General features: G+C 67.7%; 22 protein-coding genes. 9 read left to right on the top strand and 13 right to left on the bottom strand.

What is annotated here, in order from left to right:
- Window positions 1–93 precede the first annotated feature (93 nt).
- The 3 genes from pncA to O3I_RS06530 all read left to right on the top strand — a co-directional run bounded on the left by pncA (window position 94) and on the right by O3I_RS06530 (window position 3,631).
- Entirely contained in the window at window positions 94–660 is a 567-nt protein-coding gene (pncA, locus tag O3I_RS06540) for a pyrazinamidase PncA (RefSeq protein WP_041563449.1), read from the top strand.
- 55 nt (window positions 661–715) lie between these two features.
- Window positions 716–2,761 (top strand): ATP-dependent DNA helicase, encoded by a 2,046-nt coding sequence (locus O3I_RS06535; protein WP_014982106.1) that lies wholly within the window; start codon window positions 716–718, stop codon window positions 2,759–2,761.
- 174 nt (window positions 2,762–2,935) lie between these two features.
- The gene (locus tag O3I_RS06530; RefSeq protein ID WP_041562449.1) at window positions 2,936–3,631 is read left to right on the top strand and encodes a methyltransferase domain-containing protein; all 696 of its coding nucleotides are present in this window, start codon (window positions 2,936–2,938) and stop codon (window positions 3,629–3,631) included.
- Here the strand turns inward: O3I_RS06530 and O3I_RS06525 are convergent, their stop codons facing one another.
- The 5 genes from O3I_RS06525 to O3I_RS06505 form a co-directional block, all read right to left on the bottom strand.
- Complete coding sequence (locus O3I_RS06525; RefSeq protein WP_041562448.1) at window positions 3,632–4,399, bottom strand: ESX secretion-associated protein EspG; 768 nt, start codon at window positions 4,397–4,399, stop codon at window positions 3,632–3,634.
- Entirely contained in the window at window positions 4,396–5,745 is a 1,350-nt protein-coding gene (locus tag O3I_RS06520; protein WP_014982103.1) for a hypothetical protein, read from the bottom strand. Before O3I_RS06520 ends, O3I_RS06525 begins: the two co-directional genes overlap by 4 nt.
- Entirely contained in the window at window positions 5,745–6,146 is a 402-nt protein-coding gene (locus O3I_RS06515; protein WP_014982102.1) for a hypothetical protein, read from the bottom strand. The genes O3I_RS06520 and O3I_RS06515 overlap by 1 nt, the downstream gene beginning before the upstream one ends.
- Window positions 6,147–6,230: 84 nt before the next feature.
- The gene (locus O3I_RS06510; RefSeq protein WP_014982101.1) at window positions 6,231–6,797 is read right to left on the bottom strand and encodes a DUF3558 domain-containing protein; all 567 of its coding nucleotides are present in this window, start codon (window positions 6,795–6,797) and stop codon (window positions 6,231–6,233) included.
- Window positions 6,798–7,021: 224 nt separating this feature from the next.
- Window positions 7,022–7,417, bottom strand: a complete 396-nt coding sequence (locus tag O3I_RS06505; protein WP_014982100.1) for a RidA family protein — start codon at window positions 7,415–7,417, stop codon at window positions 7,022–7,024.
- Between O3I_RS06505 and O3I_RS44720 the strand changes: the two genes are divergently transcribed.
- Complete coding sequence (locus O3I_RS44720; protein ID WP_141691682.1) at window positions 7,410–7,823, top strand: hypothetical protein; 414 nt, start codon at window positions 7,410–7,412, stop codon at window positions 7,821–7,823. The genes O3I_RS06505 and O3I_RS44720 overlap by 8 nt on opposite strands.
- 81 nt (window positions 7,824–7,904) lie before the next feature.
- Here the strand turns inward: O3I_RS44720 and O3I_RS06495 are convergent, their stop codons facing one another.
- The 4 genes from O3I_RS06495 to O3I_RS06480 all read right to left on the bottom strand — a co-directional run bounded on the left by O3I_RS06495 (window position 7,905) and on the right by O3I_RS06480 (window position 13,348).
- Entirely contained in the window at window positions 7,905–8,444 is a 540-nt protein-coding gene (locus O3I_RS06495; RefSeq protein ID WP_014982098.1) for a DoxX family protein, read from the bottom strand.
- 149 nt (window positions 8,445–8,593) lie between these two features.
- On the bottom strand, window positions 8,594–9,955 hold the full coding sequence (locus tag O3I_RS06490; RefSeq protein ID WP_014982097.1) for an NCS2 family permease: 1,362 nt from the start codon (window positions 9,953–9,955) through the stop codon (window positions 8,594–8,596).
- Between the two features lie 280 nt (window positions 9,956–10,235).
- Window positions 10,236–12,824, bottom strand: coding sequence for an alpha-glucan family phosphorylase (glgP, locus tag O3I_RS06485; protein ID WP_014982096.1), 2,589 nt, complete (start codon window positions 12,822–12,824; stop codon window positions 10,236–10,238).
- Window positions 12,825–12,904: 80 nt separating this feature from the next.
- On the bottom strand, window positions 12,905–13,348 hold the full coding sequence (locus O3I_RS06480; RefSeq protein WP_014982095.1) for a VOC family protein: 444 nt from the start codon (window positions 13,346–13,348) through the stop codon (window positions 12,905–12,907).
- Between the two features lie 81 nt (window positions 13,349–13,429).
- Here O3I_RS06480 and O3I_RS06475 point away from each other — a divergent pair, with 81 nt between their 5' ends.
- On the top strand, window positions 13,430–14,017 hold the full coding sequence (locus O3I_RS06475) for a TetR/AcrR family transcriptional regulator (protein WP_014982094.1): 588 nt from the start codon (window positions 13,430–13,432) through the stop codon (window positions 14,015–14,017).
- 274 nt (window positions 14,018–14,291) lie between these two features.
- Entirely contained in the window at window positions 14,292–14,933 is a 642-nt protein-coding gene (locus O3I_RS06470; RefSeq protein ID WP_014982093.1) for a LysE family translocator, read from the top strand.
- Between the two features lie 50 nt (window positions 14,934–14,983).
- On the opposite strand, the gene O3I_RS45370 is transcribed toward O3I_RS06470, so the two are convergent.
- The gene (locus O3I_RS45370) at window positions 14,984–15,151 is read right to left on the bottom strand and encodes a hypothetical protein (RefSeq protein ID WP_014982092.1); all 168 of its coding nucleotides are present in this window, start codon (window positions 15,149–15,151) and stop codon (window positions 14,984–14,986) included.
- Between the two features lie 284 nt (window positions 15,152–15,435).
- Here O3I_RS45370 and O3I_RS06465 point away from each other — a divergent pair, with 284 nt between their 5' ends.
- Both O3I_RS06465 and glgB read left to right on the top strand, forming a co-directional pair.
- On the top strand, window positions 15,436–17,436 hold the full coding sequence (locus O3I_RS06465) for an alpha-1,4-glucan--maltose-1-phosphate maltosyltransferase (protein ID WP_014982091.1): 2,001 nt from the start codon (window positions 15,436–15,438) through the stop codon (window positions 17,434–17,436).
- On the top strand, window positions 17,436–19,592 hold the full coding sequence (gene glgB / locus O3I_RS06460) for a 1,4-alpha-glucan branching protein GlgB (RefSeq protein ID WP_041562447.1): 2,157 nt from the start codon (window positions 17,436–17,438) through the stop codon (window positions 19,590–19,592). Before O3I_RS06465 ends, glgB begins: the two co-directional genes overlap by 1 nt.
- Before the next feature lie 70 nt (window positions 19,593–19,662).
- Here the strand turns inward: glgB and O3I_RS06455 are convergent, their stop codons facing one another.
- From O3I_RS06455 to O3I_RS06445, 3 genes are all read right to left on the bottom strand, one after another.
- Window positions 19,663–20,511: a tetratricopeptide repeat protein gene (locus O3I_RS06455; RefSeq protein ID WP_014982089.1), complete on the bottom strand. Its 849-nt coding sequence runs from the start codon at window positions 20,509–20,511 to the stop codon at window positions 19,663–19,665.
- Between the two features lie 61 nt (window positions 20,512–20,572).
- On the bottom strand, window positions 20,573–20,941 hold the full coding sequence (locus O3I_RS06450) for a DUF3817 domain-containing protein (protein ID WP_014982088.1): 369 nt from the start codon (window positions 20,939–20,941) through the stop codon (window positions 20,573–20,575).
- A 129-nt stretch (window positions 20,942–21,070) separates the two neighbouring features.
- Window positions 21,071–22,249: an acetyl-CoA C-acetyltransferase gene (locus O3I_RS06445; protein WP_014982087.1), complete on the bottom strand. Its 1,179-nt coding sequence runs from the start codon at window positions 22,247–22,249 to the stop codon at window positions 21,071–21,073.
- 108 nt (window positions 22,250–22,357) lie between these two features.
- Here O3I_RS06445 and mce point away from each other — a divergent pair, with 108 nt between their 5' ends.
- A complete protein-coding gene (gene mce, locus O3I_RS06440; protein ID WP_041562446.1) occupies window positions 22,358–22,819 on the top strand; it encodes a methylmalonyl-CoA epimerase in 462 nt (153 codons plus the stop codon).
- Window positions 22,820–22,840 lie beyond the last annotated feature (21 nt).

Raw genomic sequence — 22,840 nt, 5'->3', positions numbered from 1 at the left:
GTAGCGCGATTGCGTTGTGCCCGCGTGATCGCGGTGGCGCACCGAGCGGCAGAATGCAGTGCAGGGACACAGTTCACACCGCGGGAGGTCACCGTGACCCGAGCCTTGATCATCGTCGACGTGCAGAACGACTTCTGCGAGGGCGGATCGCTCGCCGTCACCGGCGGGGCGGCGGTCGCGTCCCGGATCAGCGAGCAGCTCGCGTCCGCCGACTACGCCGCCGTCGTCGCCACCCGCGACTTCCACATTGATCCCGGTGACCATTTCTCCGCGCACCCCGACTACGTCGACTCCTGGCCGCCGCACTGCCGCGCGGGCACGCCCGGCGCCGACTTCCATCCGAATCTGGACACGAAGCCGGTCGAGGAAGTCTTCTCCAAAGGCGCGTATTCGGCCGCCTACTCCGGTTTCGAAGGCACGGCCGAAGACGGTACGAGCCTGGCCGACTGGCTGCGCGGGCGCGGCATCGAGGCGGTCGACGTGGTCGGTATCGCCACCGACCACTGCGTGCGCGCGACCGCGCTGGACGCCCGGATCGAGGGCTTCGACACCCGTGTCCTGCTCGATCTGACCGCGGGCGTCGCGCGCGACACGACCGACGCCGCACTGGATCGGATGCGCACGGCGGGCGTCGACCTCGAAGGAAGCGTCTGCGGGTAACGCGATCGGCGTAAGGCCCGCACCCCCTGTCGGTGGCGCGCAGTAGGCTGCTCGCGTGCCCGAACTGCCGCCCGTACCCGACCTTTTGGCCACCGCTGTGCAGGCGCTCGGCGGAAAAGAGCGTGTCGGACAGCTGACCATGGCGACCGCCGTGGACCACGCCATCGACACCAAGGAGCACCTGGCGGTGCAGGCGGGCACGGGCACCGGCAAATCGCTGGCCTATCTGGTGCCGAGCCTGCGTCACGCGGTGCGCACCGGGCGCACGGTGGTGGTGTCGACCGCGACGATCGCGCTGCAGCGCCAGCTCGTCGACCGGGACCTGCCGCGGCTGTCCGAGGCGCTCAGCAAGCCGCTCGGGCGCGCGGCGAAGTTCGCGATCCTCAAGGGCCGCAACAACTATCTGTGCTTGAACAAGATCAACAGCGTGATCCCGGACGAGCCCGCCGAGGCCGAACTGTTCGACGCGTTCGCGATCTCCCGGCTCGGGCGCGAGGTGCAGCGGCTCAACGAGTGGGCCTCCGATACCGAGACCGGCGACCGCGACGAGCTGGTGCCCGGCGTCACCGACCGCGCCTGGCGGCAGGTGAGCGTCTCCTCGCGCGAATGCCTCGGCAAATCGCGCTGCCCGTTCGGGCAGGACTGCTTCGCCGAACGAGCCAGGGCCGAGTCGGCGCAGGCCGATGTGGTGGTGACCAATCACGCCCTGCTCGCCATCGACGCGATCAGCGGCATCCAGGTGCTGCCCGAACACGACGTCGTGGTCATCGACGAGGCGCACGAGCTGGTCGATCGGGTCACCGGCGTGGCCACCGCGGAGCTGGCCTCCACCGCGATCAGCGCGGCCGCGCGCCGCTGCGCCAAGCTCATCGACGAACAAGAGGTCGACCGCCTCGAAGGCGCGGCCGAAGCGTGGCACGAGGTGCTCGAAGAGCTGCCCGCGGCCCGCTGGGAACAGCTGCCCAGCGGCGTCGCCCCGGTGCTCGCGCTCGTCCGCGACGCGGCGTGGAACGCGCGCACCGCCCTCGCGCCGCAGGGCGGCACCACCCAACAGGGCGACCCGGAGTCCGCGGCCGCGCGCACCCAGGCGCTGGCCGCCATCGACGAGGTGCACGACAGTGCCGTGCGCGCGCTCACCGCGTTCGACGAGCCCGACCCGGCGAACCGGCGCGACGTCATCTGGCTGTCCGCCGACGAGATGCGCGGGGTCACCCGGCGCTCGCTGCGGATGGCGCCGCTCTCGGTGGGCGGGCTGTTGCGCAGCAGGCTGTTCGGCACCGCCACCGTCGTGCTGACCTCGGCCACGCTGCAGATCGGCGGCTCGTTCGACGGACTGGCCATCACCTGGGGCCTGCCCGCGCAGACGCCCGGGCGCGCCGATCCCGGCACGGCGAACGGGGCCGTCGCGCCCGCCGACATCGAGCAGGTGCGCTGGAGTTCGCTCGACGTCGGCTCGCCGTTCGATCACGCCAAATCGGGCATTCTGTATGTCGCCAAACATCTTCCGGCGCCGGGTCGCGACGGACTCGCGCCCGCCTACCTGGACGAGATCGAAAAGCTCATCACGGCCGCGGGCGGGCGCACCCTCGGCCTGTTCTCCTCCATGCGCGCGGCCAAGGCGGCCACCGAGACGTTGCGCGAACGGCTGGACACACCGGTCCTGTGCCAAGGCGACGATTCGACCGGCGCGCTGGTGCGCAAGTTCGCCGACGATCCGGAGACCTCCCTGTTCGGCACGCTGTCGCTGTGGCAGGGCGTCGACGTGCCGGGTCCGTCGCTGAGTCTGGTGATCCTGGACCGGATTCCGTTCCCCCGCCCCGACGATCCCCTGCTCACCGCGCGACAGCGGGCGGTGGAATCGCGCGGCGGCAACGGGTTCATGGCGGTCGCGGCCAATCACGCGGCGCTGCTGCTCGCACAGGGCACCGGGCGATTGCTGCGCAGTGTCGACGACCGCGGCGTGGTCGCGATCTTGGACTCGCGACTGGCCACCGCCCGCTACGGCGGCTATCTGCGCGCCTCGCTGCCGCCGTATTGGGAGACCGCCGACCCCGAGGTCGTAGTCAAAGCGTTGAAACGGCTCACCGCGAACGCCGTGTGATACCGCGCACATTCCCGCGCGCGTACTTCCGAACAGAAGTAAATTGGCAGTGGTACTTCGGTGAACCCCAATTCCCACCGAATGTATCGGCGGTCCCCGCGCCAAGCCCTGCACGCGGCGCGGGGACACCACAAATCCCTGTCGTGTCCGGTCGATACATGAGACCGTTTCCAGATGAAGCACCCTTCCGACAGTGATGTCCTCGGCGAATTCTTGGTCAGCGCAAGATCATTGACCGAATATCGGGCGATATTCACCCTCACCGACGCCGATCTGCACGGCCGAATTCTCGATTGCCCCGGCGGCGCAGCGAGTTTCACGGCCGAGGCGAGTGCACTCGGCGCACAGGTCACCGCCGCAGATCCGATATACGCCCGCACACCCGACGCCCTGCGCGCCTTCGCGCTCACCGAAACCGATCGCGGAAGCGATTGGGCTACAGCACATTCCGCAAGATATCGGTGGGACTGGTATGGCAGCCCGGAACGGCATCGAGAGCTACGGCATGCCGCGGCCCGTCGTTTCGGCGCAGACCTGCTCGCCCACCCCGACCGCTATATCGCCACCGAGCTGCCGACCCTCCCGTTCCCCGACCGCAGCTTCGACCTGGTCCTCAGCTCACATCTGCTCTTCACCTATGCCGACCGGCTGGACGCGCATTTCCACCTGACCGCCCTGCTCGAACTGGCCAGGGTGTGCGCGGGCGAGGTCCGGCTGTACCCGCTGGTCGATCACCTCGGCAACCACCAGGACGACCTGCTCGCACAGCTACGAAAAGAACTGGCCGACAAAGGTATCGGCACCGAATTGCGCGCGACCGACTACGAATTCCATCACGGCGCCCGCACCGTGCTGGTATTGCACCCGTAGCTACCCGCTGTGCGCCACCGCGCGATAGGTGGTGTCGAGCAGGGCATGCAGCTGCCGCTGGATCTCCTCCGCCGTGCCCGGGGTGAGGGTGAACTCGTCGTGCCCGTGGTTGTGCAGCAGGTAGCGGCCGTCCGCGGGCAGATAGTCCATCCAGTGGAAGCCGCGGCCGTCCGTGGTCGGCCTGCTGTCGATCGCGCCGCCCGCGAACACCCCTACCTCGCCGAGCCCGGACCGCGGCCGGCGCACGATGCGATTGAGCTGCTCGGTATGCGACAGCCGCGTCGGATGCCGGGCGTATTCGACCCGGTTCAGGTCCGTGCGCCGCCCGCTGATCGGCGGAAACCGGCCCGCCGCACAGTTCGGCAGTTGCGCGGTGATCAACCCGGGCAGCGCCCGCGGCGGACACCGGGTCAACACGATATCGCGGCCGTATTCCTGTGTGGGGCCGGGCATCTGGACCGCGACCGTCGCATCGCGACCGGTCATACCCGCGTGCACGCGCACCACCTGCTTGAAGTCCCGGCCGAAGAAACCGTGCACCTCGACCCGCACCTGCGGTTCCGTCAACACCGTCAACGCGGTGTACAGCTCACGACTTCCGATGCCCGACAGTCGTTCCCGGGCCTGCGCCCGCAACCGGACATAGTCCTCATACGCCTCGACACCCTCGACCGAAAAGCGCAACGGATACGGCAACCGGTCGCGTCCGAGCGCCTCCAGCGCCACCTCGAACATCAAACCGTCCATGCGCCAGCGAGATTCGCTCATCCGCCGATGACTCCACCCGGCGGTAGCGCGGGCGGCTGCGTACCCAGCAACTCCGAACCACGGTCATAGATCAGGTAGTCCGGCGTCTTGTGCTCGTCGTCCTCATCACCCTTACCGCGCGCCCCCGGCGCACCCATGCCACCCATCCCCGACGTGCCCGCCCGACCCGTCGACGCGGCGCGCGTCGCCGCATTCGCCGCCGCCGCCGGCGTCCCGGTATTCGCCTTACCCGGCACACTCTTCCCCGGATCCGGCGTGGCCCGCGGGCTGCCCGGCGAACCCGGGACACCCGACGGCGTACCCGTATGCGTAGACGGGACGTTCGACGTCGGCGACTGCGTCTTCGGCGCGTTCGGATCCGTCGGGGACGTGTTCGCCGGCGTCGTCGACGCCGGAGTCGTACTCGGCTGCTTCGACGTGTCCGGATCGTCGGCCGGGTTCGTGCTCGCCGGCAGCGTCGACTGCGGAGTCGTCGGATCCTGCGTGGACGGCTCCTCCGTAGTCTTCTTCTCCTCCGGCGACCCGTTGTTCGACGGATTAGTACTACCCGGATTGTTCGACGGATTACTGCTCGGACCCCCGGTCCCCGGATCGACCGTCTGATTCTTGTCGATCGTCGTCGTAGGCTCCGGCAGAATCGGCGTGATCCCATCCACCTCGTTCACACCCGGCCGGTAATACTGCGTCATCACGAACCGAGCCTGCTTCTCCGCCTCCTCGGCGCGATAGGTAGGGCCTTTGATGACGTTCTGGCCCGGCAGCATATCGATGAGCCGATCGCCGACGGTGTAGTTGTCCGGTTTGCCGACGGACCCTTTGGCCTGAGCGAGATGCCCCTGCGTCAAGTCCAAACCGTGCCCGACCATTTGGAACGTGGCAGCAAGCTTTGTAAAAGATGTCGAGAACTCACGGGTCGCGTCGATGGCGCCCTTCCCCGACTTACCGTCCCAATGCTCCGTGATGTCCTGGTTTACACCTTTGGAGAACTCGTCAACGGCATTGTTCGCGTCACGGGCCAAGTTCCGCCAGCCATCGGCCGAGCTGTTGATCTGCCCCTCTTGCACATCCTTCAACGCGTCGTAGATCTGCTGGTGCGACATCGTTTCGAACGGGTCCTGCGCCGTGATCGCTCGCGCATCGAATGTGCCACTGCCGTATGTCGACAGCAGGCTCGCCCACTCGTTGTTGACGAAGCTACGGTCCTCATCCCATTTGGCTCGCTCATCCGTGGCCCGCTGCTGATCGTCCGTCTTGTTCTTGTCGGCATCGGCCGACGAATCAGTGACAAGTCCGACGCCCATCGCCAGGGAGTTGATCGCTACCTGAAAATCGTTGTACGACACCATTAGGAATTCCCCAAATCCAGTCCAGCGAGCTTGTCGGCAGCCGACTTGTCAGCCTCGGCCAACTTGCCGCAGGCCAATTTGTAGGTGTCGCGCATGAGGGTGACTACGTCGATGCTCTGCTCGAGCCGCTTAACCGCAGAATCGGCACCGTTGTTAGCTTTGAGCGAAAATTTGTTCTTGAGAGACTCGGCGGATACCAAACTACCGAAGCCCGAAAGATGCTCCAACCGTGCCGCTTCGTTCCGCAAAGAACGTAGTTTGGCCTGCATCTGTTCGGCGCGTTGCGCGAGCTTCGTCCCGACTTCCTCATCCAGACGGAACTCGCCGCCGTCGGCCTGCTTGTACAGCGCCTGCCAACGCGTCATCATGCCTTGCATTTCCGACTGCTCGGTCGCCGTCACCGCGTCCCTCCTTCAATCCGTGACGACCGGTACTTCCAGTACCTGGCCAGTCTCGTTATTCCCGCATACCTCGAAGGGGAGCCCCTACTTCGGCAGGTAGGGCTCCAATTCCTTCGCATGCTGGACCGCGAGATCACAGCGATCACGGGTCACCGGCTCGCCGTACATCCACCCCACGCTGACTTCGAGCATGCCTTGTGCGGCAGGCAAGCTCACATAACAGCTCAGCTGCTTCGTGTCCGACTTATCCTGATAGATCAAGCTGGCTCGCGGGCCGATCTGGACATTACGAAACCCCGTGAGCTTGTCATTCTTCCGAGCGTCATCCAGTGAGTAGATCGTTGAAGAGACCGACACAAAATACGGCCCGTCGACGGCAGTCCACTGGCAAATTCGCGCATCGACCGGACCGGTGGGCGCATCCGTGGTCACGTCCTTCGTCGCCGGATCCATCCGGGCCGCCCGCACAGCTTCGTCCGACAACTGCGTACACGGGTTCCACTCGACCGTCTTCTCCCCGTTGACGGTCTTGGGCCCGGACGTGGTGGGTGTCCCGTCCTTGGTGGACGAACAGCCGGTGACCAGCGCGGTTACCGCTGCGCCGACCAGCATGGTGCGGATGGCGACCCTCGACACACTGGCGGTTCGCATATCTCTCCTGACTACGGCCCCGGACTCCCGACACAGGATAAGACGCATGAGATCTCCCCCTGGTTCCGTTCCAAAATAGATCTATCCAATTGGACCGTTCCACTCAGGATGCAGAATGCCAGGTCGGCGCGCCGAGGACCACCCCCACGACCTGGACGCGCGATCAGGGGGAACTGGTGGCGGGCAACGCGCGAGAGCGCCCCACCACCAGTTCCCCCTCGGCCTCAGCCGCGGACGGCGACGGCGTCGACTTCGAATTGCATGTCGGGCAGGGCGAGGGCGGCGACGCCCGCGAGGGTCTGCACGGGCGGGCGGTCGCCCCAGATCTCGGCGATCTTCTTGCCGAGCACCGCGAGCTTGTCCAGGTTGTGGTCGACGATGAAGGTGCGCAGTTGCGCCACGTCCGCGTAGCCCAAACCGGCTGAGCGCAAAGCGATTCCGAGGTTGGCGAAGGCGTTGTCGACCTGGGCGGCGAAGTCGCCGCTGGTGGTGTGCCCTTGCGCGTCGGAGTCGTACTGTCCCGCGATGAGCACCAGTTCGCCGGTCACCCGCGCCACATGGCTGTAGCCGAAGCCGGTGGGGTCGTGCAGTTCCGCGGGGTTGCTGATCTCGATGGCCATCATCGTCTCCTCGTATCTCGACTCATCAGCAGAACAAGAAGACGACGAAGCACCATCCCCCACTGTGACATGGCAGTCGTCACGACTCAGTTGGCAGACAGCTGCCCGCACACCGCGGGTACCGTCGAGAGTGCGATTCACAGCTTCATCGGGAGGGAAAATGAAGGTGAAATCTGCTGCATCCATCGTCGGGATCACCGCTGCGATCGTCCTCGGTCTCGGTGGCACGGCCCATGCGAATCAACCGCCGAACGTGCTGCACCCAGGCGCCGAGTTCGTGGGTTCGTACCCGACCGAGAAGAAGTGCTGGGCGGCGGCCGCGGATGAGATGGGGCGCGATCCCAGTCGGATCAACTACTCCTGCGCACTGACCCCGCAGGTCAGATGGGATTTGTGGATGTGGTGACAGCGGCGCGGGCCCCTCCTCCGGTTCGGAGGCGAGGCCCGCGTGCTCATCCGGGGCTCGGCCCGAACGGTGATGTTCTTCTTACAGAACCCATTTCAGGATCAGGGTAAGTATCGCCGCGGCGACGGCGAGGACAACTGCGCCTGCTCCCCAGACGAATCCTTGCCGCTGCCACGGACGACCGTGATCCAGCGAGAACTGGCCCGGCCCGGTGAAGGCGATGGCCGCGCCGACCGCGGCGAACAGCAACGGCATCTCGTAGGTGTCCTTACCGAACAGCCCCAAGCTCCACAGCGAGTTGATCGCGTTGATCATCGTGCCCAGGATGATCGCGCCGGCCAGCGGTGTCAGCAGACCGCCGACGAGCATCAGGCCGCCGACGAATTCCGTGAGCCCGGCGAGGGTGCCGAACAGTTTGCCCGGGTTGTAGCCGGAGAGTTCGAAGCCTTCGGCATTGGCACTCCAGCCGGGACCTTTGAACCAGCCGAACAATTTTTGCGCACCGTGTACCGCCATCAGCGCGCCGAACACGACGCGGATGATCAGCAGTCCGATGTCGACGGTGATACCGTCCAGCTGGGGATTGGTAGTGGTGCGTTCCAGTACAGATTTCGTGGTCATGCTGGTCCTCGTCCCTGCAAGTCGATTCCAAACATCTGGTCCATTGGCCTCGGCGATGAAGCGGACTGCGGTCCGATTATCACACGATTCGACCCAACTTCCCAAGACCCGGTCTTATTCCTGTTCTACGTTTTCATCCTGACGTGGGTTCACTCCGCAAGGAAGAAGAAGTAGCCGAGGAACACGACGAGCAAGGCCCACATCGCCGGATGCACGTCCTTGATCCGGCCCTTCGCCACCATCACAATCGGATAAAACAGCATGCCCATGGCCAAGCCGTTCGCGATCGAGTAGGTCAGCGGCATCATCACGATGGTGATGAACGCGGGCACGGAGTATTCGAGACGATTCCAGTCGATCTCGCCGAGGGCACGCGCCATCAGGATGCCGACCACGATGAGCGCGGGCGCGGTGACCTCGCCTGATCCCGCGACGACCGCGAAGATCGGATAACAGAACATGGCGACGAGGAACCAGCCCGCGGTGGTGACGGCGGTCAGCCCGGTGCGTCCGCCGGCGGAGACGCCCGCGGTGGACTCGACGTACGCGGTGGTGGTGGAGGTGCCGATGACGGCGCCCGCCATGGTGCCGACGGAGTCGGCGGCCAGCGCGCTGGCCGCGCGCGGCAGCTTGCCGTCCTTGTCGAGCAGGCCCGCCTGGTTGGCGACGCCGATCAGCGTGCCGGAGGCGTCGAAGAAGTCGACGAACAGCATGGTGAGGATGACGACGGCCATCTGAGCGGTGAAGGCGTCGGGCAGGTTGATGATCGCCTGACCGAAGGTGTGCTCCAAGCCTTTCGGCGCCGCGACCACACCGTCGGGCAGGTCGACGAGCCCGCTGACGATGCCGACCGCCGCGGTGAGCACGATGCCGTAGAGCACCGCGCCGTGCCAGCCGATGACGAGGAACACCACGGTCACGACGAGCCCGAACAGGGCGAGCAGGGTGGTGCCCTTGGTGAAATCGCCGAGGGTGACCAGGGTGGCGTCGCTGTTCACCACGATGCCCGCGTTCTTCAACCCGAGGAACGCCACGAACAACCCGATGCCCGCGCCGACGGCGAGCTTCATCTGCATCGGGATCGCGTTGAGGATGCGCTCGCGCACCTTGGTGATCGCGAGCACGAAGAAGATGACGCCGGACAGGAAGGTGCCCGACAGCGCGACCTCCCACGGAATGCCCATGCCGAGCACCACCGAGTAGGCGAAGAAGGCGTTGAGGCCCATGCCGGGCGCGAGCGCGATCGGGTACTTGGCCCACAGCCCCATGACGAGCGTGCCGAACACCGCGGCGACGGCGGTCGCGGTGAACACGGCCTGCATCGGAATGCCCTTGGCGCCGAGCGCGCCCTCGTCGCCGAGCACCGACGGGTTCACGGCGAGCACATAGGACATGGCCAGGAACGTGACCGTGCCCGCCATCAACTCGCGTTTCATGGTCGAACCGGTCGCGCTGATACCGAAGAACGCGTCGATGCGACCTCGGGGCTCGGTCGGTGCGGCGGTGGCCATGGGCGATCTCCAGTCGGGAAAACGGTACGGGCGTGCCCAGGCACGGTAACCGACCGTTCACTGAATCGGAGAATTCACGCACCGGTCGGGACCGGGCAGTTGTCCCAGCTCACACGCCCTAGGCTCGGTCTCGAAGTCCGGCCGGATGCCTCCGCGGTTCAGCTCGTCGCCTGGTAAGGCGGAGAAGGAGCCGATACCGGGGTTGTCTCGGTGACGACGACAACGCGGCCAGGCGGCGAGCTGGACCGTGGAGGCGCCGGATGGGACTTCGAGACAGAGCCTATGCGTGCGGCGCGGCCACCAAGCCCAGCTCCGCGTCACCGGCGAGCAGGTCGTTGTGCGGCAGCACGCGCACCGTGTATCCGACGGCGCCGGACAGCGGCACGGGCGTGTCGACGACGAAGTGCGCCACCCCGGAGTCCGAACCCTGGTGGGTCATCGGAATGGTCACCACATCGGACAGGTCGTCGGACGGCGACACCCGGCCGAGCACGGCCTGCACCACCACGTCGCCGACCGCGAGACCGCCGAGATCGATGCGCGCGGTCAGCGACAGCCGCGCCCCGATGATCGGCGTATCCGGCAGGCCCGCGCTGTCCACCTGGATCACCTTCACCGACGGCCACGCCGCCTCGACCCGGCGGCGGTAGTCGGCGATGGCGCGGGCGACCGCGAAATCGTCGGCCGTCGCCTGCTGGTAGGCGTTGGCGGCGGGCGCGTAGTACTCGACCGCGTAGTCCCGAACCATCCGGGAGGCCAGCACTTTCGGGCCGAGGGTCTGCAAGGTGTGACGCACCATCTCGACCCAGCGCACCGGCATGCCCGCGGCATCACGGTCGTAGAAGCGGGGCGCGACCGTGCGCTCGAACAGGTCGTAGAGCGCGGCGGCTTCCAGATCGTCGCGGCGGTGCTCGTCGCTGACGCCGTCGGCGGTCGGGATGGCCCAACCGTTTTCGCCGTCGTACATCTCGTCCCACCAGCCGTCCCGGATGGACAGGTTCAGTCCGCCGTTCAGTGCGGACTTCATGCCGGAGGTGCCGCACGCTTCCAGCGGACGCAGCGGATTGTTCAGCCACACATCGCAACCCCAGTACAGGTAGCGGGCCATCGACATGTCGTAGTCGGGCAGGAAGACGATGCGGTGCCGCACCGCGGGGTCGTCGGCGAACCGGACCACCTGCTGGATGAGCGCCTTGCCGCCGTCGTCGGCGGGGTGGCTCTTGCCCGCGACCACCAGCTGCATCGGCCGCTGCGGGTCGAGCAGCTGGGCCCGCAACCGTTCCGGATCGCGCAGCATCAGCGTGAGCCGCTTGTAGGTCGGCACCCGGCGCGCGAAACCGACGGTCAGCACGTCGGGGTCGAAAACGCTGTCCACCCAACCCAATTCGGCTTCGGCCGCGCCGCGGTCCAGCCAGGACGCGCGCACCCGGCGGCGCACCTCGGCAACCAGAATGGCGCGCAACGCGTTTCGGGTCGACCACAGCTCGCCGAGATCGACGTCGCGCAGCCGCTCCCAGCCACGCGCCTCTTCGACGAGTTCGGCACCGATATGCTCGCGCGCCTTGTCGAACCATTCGCGGGCCGCCCAGGTCGGCGCGTGCACGCCGTTGGTCACCGAGCCGATCGGCACCTCGGCGGCGTCGAAACCCGGCCACAGTCCGGCGAACATGGCACGGCTGACCTCGCCGTGCAGTTTCGATACACCGTTGGCGCGCTGGGCAAGTCGCAATCCCATATGCGCCATGTTGAACACGGACGGATCGGCCTCACGCCCGAGCGCGACGATCCGATCGACGGAAAGCCCTGGCAGCATGGCGGATTCGGATTCACCGTGCGCTCCGCCGAAGTAGCGGCGCACCATCGGCATCGGGAACCGGTCGATACCCGCCGGCACCGGCGTGTGCGTGGTGAACACCGTCCCGGCCCGGACCGCGGCCAGCGCCGTATCGTAATCCTTTCCGGCGGCGACGAATTCACGGATGCGCTCGACGCCGAGGAAGCCCGCGTGACCCTCGTTCATGTGGAACACGTCGGGATCGGGCAGACCGTTCGCGGCGGTGTAGGCGCGCACCGCGCGCACGCCGCCGATACCGGCCAGAATCTCCTGCCTGATCCGATGTTCCTGATCGCCACCGTAGAGGCGGTCGGTCACCGCGCGCAGTTCCGGATCGTTCTCGGCGATATCGGAATCCAGCAGCAACAGCGGCACCCGGCCGACCTGCGCGATCCACACCCGGGCCCGCAGCACCCGCTGGTCGGGCATCGCGACGTGGATGAGCACCGGCGCGGTCTCCGAATCCGCCTGCTCGGAGGTCAGCAGCCGCAACGGCAGCCCCTGCGGGTCCAGGTCCGGGTAGTGCTCGGTCTGCCAGCCGTCGGCGGACAGCGTCTGACGGAAATAGCCGGAGCGGTACAGCAATCCGACGCCGATCAGCGGCAGGCCGAGATCCGAGGCCGCCTTCAGGTGATCGCCCGCCAGGATGCCGAGCCCGCCGGAGTAGTTGGGCAGCACCTCGGTGACGCCGAACTCCATGGAGAAGTACGCGATCCCGCGCACGCCCTCCTCCCCCGCCCGGCGCTCGAACCAGCTCGGCGCCGCGAGGTAGTCGCGCAGATCCGCGGCCGCGGCGTCCACCCGGCGCACGTAGTCGGGGTCGGCCGCCAGCTCGTCGACCCGCGCGGCGGGTACCTCGCCGAGCATGCGCACCGGGTCGTGACCCATTTCCAGCCACCGCTGCGGATCCAGCTCGGCGAACAGGTCCTGGGTCGGCGGATGCCACGACCACCGCAGGTTCGTGGCGAGCTCCCCGAGGGCGGCCAGCCGCTCGGGCAGATGGGCACGGACGGTGAAACGACGGAGGGCCTTCACTCCGCGAACCCTACCGAACCGCGGGCCTCGAGTCCGCCCGAGCGGCCCGGCGCACAACTGTGCGCTCAGCTCTGCCGCCGCTACTGCGCACCGAACTTCTCCGCCGCGTACTCCGCGGAGAACTGCGCCACGTAGTCGCCGGCGGGCGGGATCTCCTTGATCACGTCGATCAGCACGCCGCTGGGGTCGGCGATGATGAAGTGGCGCTGACCGAAGTCCTCGGACCGGATCTCCAGTTCCGCTTTGTGGCCACCCTGCACGACGAGGCGCTCCCACTCGGCGTCCACGTCGTCCACCTCGAAGTTCAGCAGCAGACCCTGCACCGGTTTGCGATAGGCCGCGGGCACGGTCGGGTGGGTGTAGTCGAGCAGCGCGAGTTCGTAGGTGCGCTCGCCTTCGCGACGCAAGCTCACATACCAGTCCGCCTCGAAGGTGATCTCGAATCCCAGCCAGGTGGTGTAGAAGTCGCGGGCCGCCGCGATGTCGGTGGTGCCGATGACCGGGTAGAAGCTGCTCAGTTTCATGACTCTCTCACTCTCACATACCGATGGTATGTCAGCTAAGCTAGATCGCATACCATCGGTATGTCAAGAGAGAGGTAGGCGATGCCGAGCACGATCCGCACCCAGCAGCGGGAGGAGACCCGGCGCGCGCTGTTGCATACGAGCCGGCGCCTGTTCGCGGCGAAAGGCTATGGCGCCGTTGGCCTGTCGGAGATCGTCTCGGCGACGGGCGTGACCAAGGGCGCGCTTTATCACCACTTCGACAGCAAGGCCGCGCTGTTCGGCGCGGTGCTGGAACAGGTGCAGCAGGAGGTCGGCGCGCGAGTTTCAGCGGCCGCCGAAACCGTCACCGACCCGTGGGATCAACTGATCGCGGGCTGCGAAGCCTTCCTGACCGCCTGTACCGATCCAGAGATCCAGCGGATCATGCTGATCGACGGACCCGCGGTGCTCGGCTGGAACGAATGGCGCGCGCTGGACGCGGCCGCCTCGGCCCGCCATCTCGAGGAAGCGCTGCAAACGCTGATCGACGCGGGCGTACTCGCCCGGCAGCCCGTCGCGCCGCTCACCCACCTGCTCTCCGGCGCGATGAACGAGGCGGCCCTGTGGTTGGCCACCACCACCGATCTCCGGGCACTCACCGATACGACAGCCGCTCTGCGCCGTCTGCTGGAGGGCTGCCGCGCCTAGCCACGCGCCGCAGCCGTCTCCCCGCAGCTGTCCCACGTGGCCGTCTCCCGCAGCCGTCTCACGTGGCCGTCTCCCGCAGCCGTCCCACGTGGCCGTCTCCCGCAGCCGTCCCACGTGGCCGTCTCCCGCAGCCGTCTCACGTTGCCGTCTCACGTTGCCGTCTCACGCAGCCGTTCTCGCACGCCGGCGCAGGTGCGAGAGGACAGCGCAGGAGCCGGGAGTCGGCCCTGAAAAGCGCTGGCGACGCCGCCGATTCGCATGGCAGCATCGGCAGATGCCGCACTGGGTCGCCGTTCTTCCGCAATTCCTGCTGGCCTGTTTGATCCTGGCCGCGCTCCCCGTGCCCGCAACGGCACTGTTCCTCCAGCGTGCGGTGCGCGACGGACGCAAGGCGGGATTGGCCGCGGTCGCCGGGAACGAGATCGGCGTGTTCGGCTGGAGCCTCGCGGGCGGCGCCGGACTCTCGGTGCTGCTGGTCGCCAACCACTTCATGAACACCGCGCTGCATATCGTCGGCGCGTTGGTGCTGATCTGGCTCGGCATCCAGGCCTGGCGCGGGGCGGGGCGCGACGACGAGTTCGGCGGCGCGATGACCAAGCTGCTGCCGAGCGGGCGCACCCCAGGCTCGGCCTTCCGCGCGTCACTGCTCTCGATCGCCGCCAACCCGAAGGCGGCGGTGTTCGGCCTGACGATCCTGCCGCAGTTCCTGCCGTCCAGCGGTCCGGTGCTGGCCAGCGTGATCGCCCTGGTGCTGATCCAGGTGCTGATCGATACCGCGTGGTGCGTCGGCATCGTGCTCGCCGCCGACCGCGCCGGCACCTGGCTGCGCCGCACCGGCATCCGGCAGCGGGTGGAGCGGGCACTCGGCGCGATCCTGGTCGCGCTCGGACTCGGCCTCGCAGCCGACGCCCGCTGAACCCCGCGCTCACCGACCGCACCAAAAGCGAGCCGACCGTCCGGCGTGCCTTACCAGCGATCGCGCCAACCCCGCCGACCGCGACGGCGAGCCAACCGACCGGCACGCCCGACCAGCAAACGCGCCACCCAGCCGACCGCGACCGCGACGGCGACGGCGACGGCGACGGCGACGGCGACGGCGACGGCGACGGCGACGGCGAGCCAACCGTCCGGCACGCCCGACCAGCAAACGCGCCACCCAGCCGACCGCGACGGCGAGCCAGCCGACCGGCGTGCCCGACCAGCAAACGCACCACCCAGCCGACCGCGACGGCGAGCCAGCCGACCGGCGTGCCCGATCAGCGAACGCGCGCAATCCAGCCGACCGCGCCGACGCAGGCAGAACAGCGGCGTCCCAGCCGACTCCGATGCCGTGACGAAGTCGGCCGAGGCCGGCCACGGCCTTGCCCCATCACCGCGCTGATCCGGTACATCCGGACCGGTGCCGGTAGGTTGGTCCCGTGACCGGCCGCATCGCAATCGATGACACTGCCCCGTCCATCGCAGGCGGTCGACCTGCCAAGGCCGTCGTCGGGGAGGTCTTCCCGGTGCGCACCGTGGTCTGGCGGGAGGGGCACGACGCCGTCGCCGCGACCCTGGCGGTGCGGGCGCCCGGTTCGTCGCGACCGGTCCGGATCCGGATGGCCCCCGACTTCGAGCCCGATGTCTTCAACGCCACCTTCACGCCGAACCTGCCCGGCCTCTGGACCTATCGCATCGAGGGCTGGAGTGATCCGATCGCCACCTGGCGTTCGGCGGTGGAGGCCAAGCTCGCGGTCGGGCAGAGCGCCGCCGACCTGGACAACGATCTCGAGCTCGGCGCCCGGCTGCTGGAGCGCGCCGCGCAGGCCGTGCCGAAGAAGCAGTTCGAGCGATTGCGCGCCGCCGCAGCGGCTTTGCGCAGCGACGAGCAGCTGCCTGCCCGGGTCGCGCCCGCGTTCGCCGAGGAGATCGCCGAGATTCTGCGCGCTACGCCCTTGCGCGACATGGTGACTCGCGGCCCGCAGCACACCGTGCAGGTGGATCGGCAGCGCGCGCTGTTCGGGTCGTGGTACGAGTTCTTCCCCCGCTCCACCGGCGGCCGGGACAGCTCCGGCGCACCGATCCACGGCACCTTCGCCACGGCGGCAAAGGAATTGCCGCGGATCGCCGCGATGGGCTTCGACGTGGTCTATTTGCCGCCGATCCACCCGATCGGTGCGATCAACCGCAAGGGCCGCAACAACACGCTGGTCGCCGAAGCGGGCGATGTCGGTTCGCCGTGGGCGATCGGTTCCGCGGACGGTGGCCACGACGCCGTGCATCCCGCACTCGGCACCGAGGCGGATTTCGCCGAGTTCGTCGACAGCGCAACGCAACTCGGCCTGGAAGTGGCCTTGGATCTGGCCTTGCAGTGCGCGCCCGATCATCCGTGGGTGGCCGCGCATCCGGAGTGGTTCACCACCCTGCCGGACGGCACCATCGCCTTCGCGGAGAATCCGCCGAAGAAGTACCAGGACATCTACCCGGTCAACTTCGACAACGATCCCGACGGCCTGTACGCCGAGGTGCTGCGCGTGGTCCGGCATTGGATCGCGTTGGGCGTGAAGATCTTCCGGGTCGACAACCCGCACACCAAGCCCGCCGACTTCTGGGAGTGGCTGATCGCCACCGTGCGCCGCGACGACCCGGACGTGCTCTTCCTGTCCGAGGCCTTCACCCGACCGGCCCGGCTGTATGGACTGGCGCGACGCGGATTCACCCAGTCCTACACATATTTCACCTGGCGCGTGGCGAAGTGGGAGCTCGCCGACTTCGGCCGAGAACTGGCCGCCAAGGCCGACGAGGCCAGGCCCAATCTGTTCGTCAACACCCCGGACATCCTGCACGAGAGTCTGCAGCACGGCGGGCCGGGCATGTTCGCCGTCCGCGCGGTGCTGGCCGCCACCCTCGCGCCGACCTGGGGCGTGTACTCCGGTTTCGAGCTGTTCGAACACCAGGCGGTGCGACCGGGCAGCGAGGAGTACCTGGATTCGGAGAAGTACGAGTTGCGTCCGCGTCCGTTCGCCGAAGCTCTGGCGCGCGGGGAATCACTGGAGCCGTGGCTCACCCGGCTCAACGAGATCCGCCGGGCCCATCCGGCGCTGCAACAGTTGCGCTGCATCCACTTTCACCACGTGGACAACGACGCGCTGATCGCCTATTCGAAGATCGATCCGAGCAGCGGCGACGCCGTCCTGGTGGTGGTGAACCTGAATCCGTTCGGCGCCGAATGGGGCATGCTCTCACTCGATCTGCCCGCCATCGGCCGGGAATGGCATGACCATCCGGTGGTGCAGGACGAGGTCAGCGGCGAGGAATACCACTGGGCCCAAACGAATTACGTGCGCCTGGACCCGGCGCACGCGGTCGCGCACATCCTCGCGCTGCCCCCGGTCGGCCAGCAGGCACGCACCGAACTGGCCTATCGGAGCACCCTGTGATGCGCCGAAGGGATCTGATGCTGCTCGCCGCGGGCACCCATCCCGATCCGCACACCGTGCTCGGCGCGCACCCCCATCCGGACGGCATGGAGATCAGAGCGCTACGCCCGCACGCGGATTCGGTGGCGGCCAGGGTCGGCGGCGTCGATCATCCGCTGAAGTCGTTGGGGCACGGGGTGTTCGCCGCGGTGGTGCCCTATCCCGAACTCATGGACTACCGCCTGGTGACGACCTATCCCGGCGGCCAGACGGTGCTCGGTGCCGACGGCTACCGATTCCTGCCTACAGTGGGCGAATTGGACCTGCACCTGATCGGCGAGGGCCGCCACGAACGACTCTGGGACGTGCTCGGCGCCCACCCGCGCCGATACACCACCCTCGACGGTGACGTGCACGGCACCTCGTTCGCCGTGTGGGCGCCGAATGCGCGCGGCGTCACCGTGTTCGGCGATTTCGACGGATGGGGCGGGCAGAGCGCGCCGATGCGCGCCCTCGGCACCTCGGGCATCTGGGAGGTGTTCGTGCCGGATGTCGGGCCCGGCACCATGTACAAGTTCCGGGTGCACGGCGCCGACGGCCGCACGATCGACCACGCCGACCCGATGGCATTCGCCACCGAGGTGCCGCCCGCCACGGCCTCGGTGGTGACCGAGAGCCACCACGTCTGGAGCGACCGGCAGTGGCTCGACACCCGCGCGCGGACCGATCCGACCCAGGCGCCGATGAGCGTCTACGAGGTGCACCTCGGTTCCTGGCGGCCCGGCCTCGGCTACCGCGAATTGGCCGACCAGCTGGCCGATTACGTGCAGGCGGCCGGATTCACGCACATCGAACTGCTGCCCATCGCCGAGCACCCGTTCGGCGGGTCCTGGGGGTATCAGGTCACCTCGTACTACGCCCCGACCGCGCGCTTCGGCAGCCCCGACGACTTCCGCGCCTTCGTCGACCGGCTGCACCGGGCAGGCATCGGCGTGCTGCTCGACTGGGTGCCCGCGCATTTCCCACGCGACGAATGGGCACTGGCCCGCTTCGACGGCACCCCGCTCTACGAACACGCCGATCCGCGGCGCGGTGAGCAACTCGACTGGGGCACCTACGTTTTCGACTTCGGGCGGCACGAGGTGCGCAACTTCCTGGTGGCCAACGCGCGCTTCTGGATCGAGGAGTTCCACATCGACGGCCTGCGCGTCGACGCCGTCGCCTCCATGCTGTACCTGGATTACTCACGCCCGGAAGGCGGTTGGGAGCCGAACGTGCACGGCGGCCGGGAAAACCTGGAGGCGGTGGACTTTCTGCAGGACCTCAACAACACCGTGCACCGCCACCACCCCGGCGTGGTCACCATCGCCGAGGAGTCCACCAGCTGGCCGGGCGTCACCCGCGGCACCGACGTCGGCGGCCTCGGCTTCACCATGAAGTGGAACATGGGCTGGATGCACGACACCCTCGACTTCCTGGGCCGCGACCCGATCCACCGGTCCTGGCACCACAACGAGATCACCTTCTCGCTGATGTACGCGTGGAGCGAGAACTTCGTGCTGCCGATCAGCCACGACGAGGTCGTGCACGGCAAAGGCACGCTGTGGACCCGGATGCCCGGCGACGATTTCGCCAAAGCCAGTGGGGTGCGCGCGCTGCTGGCCTACATGTGGGGACATCCCGGCAAGCAACTGTTGTTCATGGGCCAGGATTTCGGCCAGTTCCGCGAGTGGTCCCACGATCGCGGACTGGACTGGCAGGAACTGGACAACCCGCTGCACCTCGGCATCACCGCGACGGTGCGCGCGCTCAACACGGTGTACCGCGAACGTCCCGCGCTGTGGAGCCAGGACACCACACCGGGCGGCTACTCCTGGATCGAGGCGAACGATCAGGCCAACAACGTGCTGTCGTTCCTGCGCTACGGATCGGACGGTTCGGTGGTGGCCTGCGTCTACAACTTCTCCGGCTCGGTGCACGGCGAGTACCGTGTCGGGCTGCCCGGCGCGGGGCGGTGGACGGAGATCCTGAACACCGACGCCGCCGAATACGGCGGCTCCGGCATCGGCAACATGGGCGCGGTCGAGGCGATGGACGAACCGTGGCACGGCCGTCCGGCCTCGGCCACCCTCGCACTCGCCCCCAACAGCGCGGTCTGGCTGGCCCCGGAAAGCTGATCGCCCACCGGGGCACCGAGCCCGCCGGTCAGTACCGCGGCACCGCCGTCAGCACCGCGGCCAGCGCGGGTCAGTACAGCGCGGCGGCGAGCTTGCGCCGGGCGGCCACCACGAACGGCTCGGCCTGGTCGAACAATTCGAAGAGTTCGAGCAGCCGGGTGCGCGCCTTGGTCCGGTCGTCGCCCGCGGTCCGCTTGACCACCGCGATGAGCCGCTCGAACGCGGCCTCCGGCAGCTGGCTCAGCAGCTCGAGGTCGGCGGCATCCAGGGCGGCGTCCACGTTCGCGGGGTCGGCGTCGGCGGTGGCGATCGCGGTCTCCGGGATCTCCTGCGCGCGAGCGAGGAAACGCAGCTGCCGCAGTGCGCCCTTGGCCTCCTCGTTGCCCGGCTCCGCGGCGATGATCGCCTCGTAGGCGGCCTCGGCACCGGCCATGTCGCCCTGTTCCAGCGCCGTTTCCGCCGCGACGAAGCGCGGATCCTCCGGCGCTTCCTCGGGCGTCTCGCCGCCGGGCAGTTTGCCCGCCACCGCGTCGACGACCGCACTCAGCCACTGCCGGACCTGCGGCTCAGGCTGGGCGCCCTGGAAATCGGCCAGCGGCTGACCACCCGCGACCGCGATGACGGTCGGAATGCCCTGCACGCCGAACGCCTGCGCGATCCGCATGTTCGACTCGGCTTCGACGGTGGCCAGGTCCCAGGCCCCGCCGCTCTCACCGACCAGTCGTTCCAGCGTCCGGACCAGCTCGACGCTGCCCGGGCTGCGCTGCGAGTACAGCGCGACGACCACGGGCACCTGCACCGAGCGGCGCAGCACCTTCGTTTCGAAGTTCGCCTCGGTGACCGCGTAGTCGCCGCCGGCCGCGCCGGATGCTCCGGCGGGCGGCTGCTTCAGGCTGGACAGGTCCACGGCCCCGGACATGGCGGCGGCAACGGCGGGCGAAGTACGGCGTGCAGCAGGTCGAGTCACGGTTTCCAGTTTGTCACGAGGTGGCCGAGGCCGGGGCTCCGGACTCGGCAGAAACCGGGTTGCTCAGCTCACCCAGCTTGCCGGAGCGCACGGCCCAGATCTCGAACACCACGGTGAAGAACGGCGGGATGCTCGACAGCAGCGCGAGCAGCGTGGTCTTGCCGGTCCACCCCAGTTCGCGCGAGGCCACGATGACCGAGAGCACGAACAGCACGAAGACGATGCCGTGCGTCATGCCGAAGACCTTCACCGGCCACAGGATCGGTTCCGGCAGCCGCTTGAGCACCATGCCGATGATCAGGAAAAACCACGAGATCGCCTCCAGCACCGCGATGAAACGAAGCCGCTTCGCGGCAGTGCTCAGGTCGAAGACATTGCCCATAGGCCTTATTGTGCCGCATGCACTACGCCGTGTCGTAGTGCGACGGATCACAATGTCAAGTCCGATTCGCGAAAATCGCCCTTCACGAAGGATTTTCGTGAAGGGCGATCGAAAAGAGTGGCGCAGACCTCAGACTCGGACAATCAGGGCATCGCCCTGACCGCCGCCACCGCACAGCCCGGCCGCGCCCACGCCGCCGCCGCGGCGCTTCAGTTCCAGCACCAGGTGCAGCAGGATGCGCGCGCCGGACATGCCGAGCGGGTGACCGATCGCGATGGCGCCACCGTTGACGTTCACCTTCGCCGGATCGATGCCCAGTTTGCGGGTCGAGGCGACGCCGACCGCGGCGAATGCCTCGTTGATCTCCACCAGGTCCAGGTCGGCGGGCGAAATGCCCTCGCGCGCACAGGCCTTCGCGATGGCGTTGGCCGGCTGGTCCTGCAGGGTCGAATCCGGGCCCGCGACCACGCCGGCGGCGCCGATCTCGGCGAGCCAGGTCAGGCCGAGTTCCTCGGCCTTGGCCTTGCTCATCACCACGACCGCGGCCGCGCCGTCGGAGATCTGCGAGGCGCTGCCCGCGGTGACCGTGCCGTCCTTGCGGAACGCCGGGCGCAGCTTGGCCAGCGACTCGGCGGTGGTGTCGGCGCGGATGCCCTCGTCGGCGGCGACCAGCACCGGATCGCCCTTGCGCTGCGGCACCGCGACCGGAACCACCTCGTCGTCGAACAGGCCGTTCTTCCACGCCTCGGCGGCGCGCTGATGCGAGGCCGCCGCGAACGCGTCCTGCTCCTCGCGGCTGACCGGCTCGGTGTCGTTGCGCTGTTCGGTCAGCGCGCCCATCGGCTGATCGGTGAAGATGTCGTAGAGCCCGTCGTAGGCCATGTGGTCGCGCAGCGTGACATCGCCGTACTTGAAGCCCTCGCGGCTCTTCTCCAGCAGATGCGGCGCCTGGCTCATCGATTCCTGACCGCCCGCGACCACGATCTCGTACTCACCGGCCCGAATCAGCTGGTCGGCCAACGCGATTGCGTTGATACCGGACAAACACACCTTGTTGAGGGTCAGCGCGGGGACATCCATCGGGATGCCGGCCGCCACCGCCGCCTGCCGAGCCGGGATCTGACCCGCGCCCGCGGTGAGCACCTGGCCCATGATCACGTAATCGACCTGCTCGGGCGCCACGCCACCCTTCTCCAGCGCCGCCTTGATGGCGAAGCCGCCGAGATCGGAACCGCTGAAGTCCTTCAGCCCACCGAGCAGCCGACCGACCGGGGTGCGCGCACCGGAGACGATTACTGATGTGGTCACGACGAGCCTCGCTTCGCTTGTTCCGCAGAATTCCGTACTCAACGGTAACTCCTGTGCCCCGGTTGCCGGTACGCAGGTACGAGCTACCTTCGAGTAGTGAGCAACGATATGGATTCGTCCGATTTCATCCCCGCGGACTACGTCGTCGCCGTCGACCACGTCGGTGTCGCCGTGCCCGATCTGGATGTCGCGGTTGCCTGGTATGCGGAGAATCTCGGCATGGTCGAGACCCATCGCGAGGTCAACGAAAGCCAGGGCGTGCACGAGGCGATGCTGTCGCTGCCCGGCGCGCCCGATCGCGGGACTGCCCTGCAGTTGCTGGCTCCGCTGAACGCCGAGTCGACCATCGCGAAGTTCATCGACCGTAACGGACCGGGCCTGCAGCAACTGGCCTATCGCGTCACCGACATCGATGCGGTCTGCGCGCACCTGCACAACCGCGGTCTGCGTTTGCTGTACGAGGCGCCGAGGTCTGGAACAGCGGATTCGCGCATCAATTTCATCCATCCGAAGGATGCTGGCGGTGTGCTGATCGAGTTGGTCGAGCCGAACGCGAATGTTACGCACTAGTATCAAGATCGGGCGCGGAAA

Source organism: Nocardia brasiliensis ATCC 700358 (genome assembly GCF_000250675.2).
Taxonomy (GTDB): domain Bacteria; phylum Actinomycetota; class Actinomycetes; order Mycobacteriales; family Mycobacteriaceae; genus Nocardia; species Nocardia brasiliensis_B.
The sequence above is the reverse complement of the archived record's forward strand: the minus strand, read 5'-3'. Positions and strand labels throughout refer to the sequence as shown.